Origin of the sequence: Brevundimonas sp., from assembly GCF_016463485.1 — a bacterium.
In the GTDB taxonomy this organism is placed as follows: Bacteria; Pseudomonadota; Alphaproteobacteria; order Caulobacterales; family Caulobacteraceae; genus Brevundimonas.
Genome location: NZ_JAEMRD010000221.1, coordinates 1 through 3,382, shown reverse-complemented (window position 1 = coordinate 3,382; position 3,382 = coordinate 1). Strand labels below are relative to the sequence as shown.

Annotated in this window: 3 protein-coding genes; all 3 read right to left on the bottom strand. The window is 71.4% G+C overall.

Going from position 1 to position 3,382, the window contains the following annotated elements; translation table 11 throughout:
- Positions 1–633, bottom strand: a 633-nt coding sequence (locus JHC99_RS18110; protein WP_292156075.1) for a fasciclin domain-containing protein, incomplete at its 3' end; no start/stop codon positions are given.
- 221 nt (positions 634–854) lie between these two features.
- Positions 855–1,718 carry a 4-(cytidine 5'-diphospho)-2-C-methyl-D-erythritol kinase gene (locus JHC99_RS18105; RefSeq protein ID WP_292156073.1) on the bottom strand — a complete coding sequence of 288 codons (864 nt, stop codon included), beginning with the start codon at positions 1,716–1,718 and terminating at the stop codon, positions 855–857.
- Between the two features lie 8 nt (positions 1,719–1,726).
- Positions 1,727–3,382 (bottom strand): tetratricopeptide repeat protein (locus tag JHC99_RS18100; RefSeq protein ID WP_292156072.1); only part of this gene is annotated, 1,656 nt, incomplete at its 5' end.

The window sequence follows — 3,382 nt, the reverse complement described above, 5'->3', positions numbered from 1 at the left end:
GCCCGAGGCGACCTGGGAGGCACCGGGGCTCAGCACCTTGTCGATGGCGAAGATCGAGCCGTTGGAGGCGTCGATGTCGGCCGTGGTGACCGTGGCGTCATCAACCTTGATCGCATCGCCGGTGCCGTCCAGCTGGACCTGGGTACGGGCAGCGGTTTCGACGCCGCCCTTGGTGCCCTCGATCTGGCTGGAAGTCACGTCGGCGACGACCACGTGATAAAGCAGCAACTGGCGCAGTTCCTGGGCGTTGGCCGGGTCCATCAGGCGCGTACGGTCGGCCTCGGGCAGTTGGGCGAACGCTGCGTCCGTCGGTGCGAAGATCGAGATGGCGGGCTGGGTCCGCAGGGTCTCGGTCAGCTGGGCGTTGTCCAGCGCGGCCAGCAGGGTCGAGAACTCGCCCTTGGCCTTCAGGGTGTCGATGATGTTGCCGGCGGTGGCGGGCGTCTCGGCAGAGTCAGTCTGGGTCGCGGCAGGAGCCGGCGTTTCCGCGGCGGCCGGGACGGTCGATTCCGACGTCGCGGGCATCTCAGCCGGGGTTTCCGGTGCGGTCGTCGTCGTGCTCTGGGCAAAGGCGGCCGGGGCGGCGAACAGGGCGATGGCGGCAGTAGCCGTCAGGAGGCGAGTGCGAAGCATGATGGGTATCCTTCTTGTAATCGTGGGGGGCCGTGAGCGTGAAGCTCACGGACGGTTACTCGACGTTACTCGGAGGACAGAACCCGGAAGCGCGACGGCAGTTCCATGACACAGCGATATTCTGAACAAGCTCTACCGTTAGCGGGGCTATTCAGAAGCTATACTGTGGCGAGGGTCACAGGGTTGCCCGGAAAGGGCCCCAAACGGCGGCTTTACAGCCGTTAATCGCCCAGGACGGTGCGGGTGACCCACCAGCCCGCGTGTCGGGATTGCATTGCGCGCGTGGCCACGTCCGCGTCCTGAGCTGCCTCAAACAGGGCGAAGACCGTGGCCCCCGAACCCGACATCCGCACCAGTCCGACGCCAGAGCAGACCGCGAGGTCAGCAAGAGCGTCGGTAATGGCGGGGGCGACGCCGAGGGCCGGGGCTTCCAGATCGTTGCGCTGTGCCGCGAGCCAGCGGATCACACCGATGGGCGTCGTGTCGGCGGGATCGGCCGGACGATCGGCCGCGCCGATGGGTGAGATGTCATAGGCGCGATAGACCGCACCGGTCGAACAGGCGACGCCCGGATTGACCAGGACGGCATGCAGGGGCGGCATCCATGCGGCATCGCTGAGCCGGTCGCCGATGCCCTCGGCCCAGGCGGTATGCGCCCGCAGACACATGGGCCCGTCCGCACCGATGACGGCGGCGACGGTTTCGAGGGCCGCATCGTCGATGTCGAGATCGAGCGCCGTCCGCGCCAGACGCAGCGCCGCGCCGGCGTCCGAGGAGCCTCCGCCCAGACCGGCCGCGATGGGCAACCGCTTGTCCAGCGTGACCTTCAGGGGCGGCTCACCCGTCCCCGTCGCCTCGCCCAGCGCCCGCAGCGCGCGCAGGATCAGATTGTCCCCCTCCCCGTCCAGCCCGGCGCCGAACGGGCCGGTGACGGCCAGCGACAGCCGGTCAGCGCGCTCGACCGTCACCCGGTCGCCCACATCGGCGAAGGCGACCAGGCTGGCCAGGGGATGATAGCCGTCGGCCCGGACCGGCCCGACATGCAGGCACAGGTTGACCTTGGCGGGGGCGAGCGCGGTGAGCACGGCCGACGTCAGAGGTCGCCGCCCCCGGTGGCCGGCCCGGACGCCGCTGCCGGCAGGCCGTCGGCGATCTTGGTCTCGACCTCGGCACGGCGCTCGGCGTCGGGATCCAGCGTCAGCACGCGGTTCCACTGCCAGCCCGCCTCGCGACGGCGGCCCACGCGCCAGTAGGCGTCGCCGAGGTGGTCGTTGATCTCGGCGTTGGCGGGTTCTTTCGACACGGCTTCTTCGAGCGTCTGGACGGCGGTCTCGAACTGGCCCTGACGGAACTGGGCCCAGCCGAGCGAGTCCTGGATATTGCCGTCCTCGGGATCGGCGGCGTGGGCGCGGGCGATCAGGGCGGCCCCCTCCTCCACCCTGGTGCCGTTGTCGACCCAGAGATAGCCGAGGTAGTTGAGGAACGCCGGCTGGTCCGGCTGATCGGCCAGGGCGGCCTGAAGCTCGGCCTCGGCCTCGGCGACGCGACCGGCACCCTCGAGGGCCGCGCCGCGCAGGAACCGCACCTCACCGGCCGGATCGGCGGCGCCCAGGACGGGGCCGGTCAACAGGGCCAGGGCCTCGTCGTTGCGCTTGAGCTCGACCAGCTGGGCGGCCAGGGCGAAGGCGACCTCGGGGCTTTCGGGGGCGGCGGCGAAGGCCCTCTGGAACTCCACCAGCGCGTCCTCAGGCCGTTCGTCCTTGCCGAAGCTCTGGCCCATCAGGACGCGCGCAACGGCGTATTCGGCGCGGCTGGAAGGGGCGACCTCGGCCAGCACATTGCGCGCTGCGGCGTCCAGACCGGCCTGCGTCAGGTAACGGGCGAGCTGAAGGCGGACACCGTCGTCGGGCTCCACATTCAGGGCCAGCCGGGTGTAGACGGCGGCGAACTCATTGGCCCCGCCCTGGGACGCATAGGCCGAGGCCAGCAGCAGGCCGCGCACCACGCCCTGGCGATCGGTGGGCAGACGGGGGGCGCGGCCGCCGCTCCCGGCGCGGGCGCGGGCGGCGATCAGGGTCGGATTGGTCGGCTGCATGGCCAGGGCGGCATCATAGACGGCGACCGCCTCGTCGCGACGGCGGCGGCGTTCCAGGAACTCGCCATAGCCCAGGACGATAGCCGGCTGGGCGCCCGGAGCGCCGGCGACGGCCTTGTAGGCCACGTCGGCCTCGTCGTTGCGGCGGCGGCGCTCCAGCAACTGGGCGCGCTGGAACAGCATCAGCTGGCTGAGGGAATCGGTGGCACCCGGCGACGGGGACAGCAGGGCGAGGTCCCAGTCCCCGGCCGAGGCGGCGATCCAGGGCTGGACCAGCAGGGCCGCGACCGCATGGGGAGGGCGGATCGGCGAGGCCTTGATGCTGGCGATGGCGGCGCGCGCATTGCCGTGGACGAAGCCCTGCACCGCCGCGACCAGCCGCCCGGCCTCGCCCAGCACCGCCGGGACGCCGGGCCCGCTGGGGGCCGCGACGGCCGCGTCGTCGAGATCGCCCGACAACAGGGCGGCGGTGAAGGCCTGTTCGCGGATCAGGGGCTGTTCCGGCGTCAGGGCCAGGACCTCGGACAGATAGGCCGCGCCCTGGACGTTGGCCCCCGCCTGATCCTCGGCCGACCGGCCGGCCAGATAGCGACCCGCCAGATACAGGCCATAGGCGGTGCGCCCCTCGCGGTCGCGCGGCGCAGGAGCCCAGAC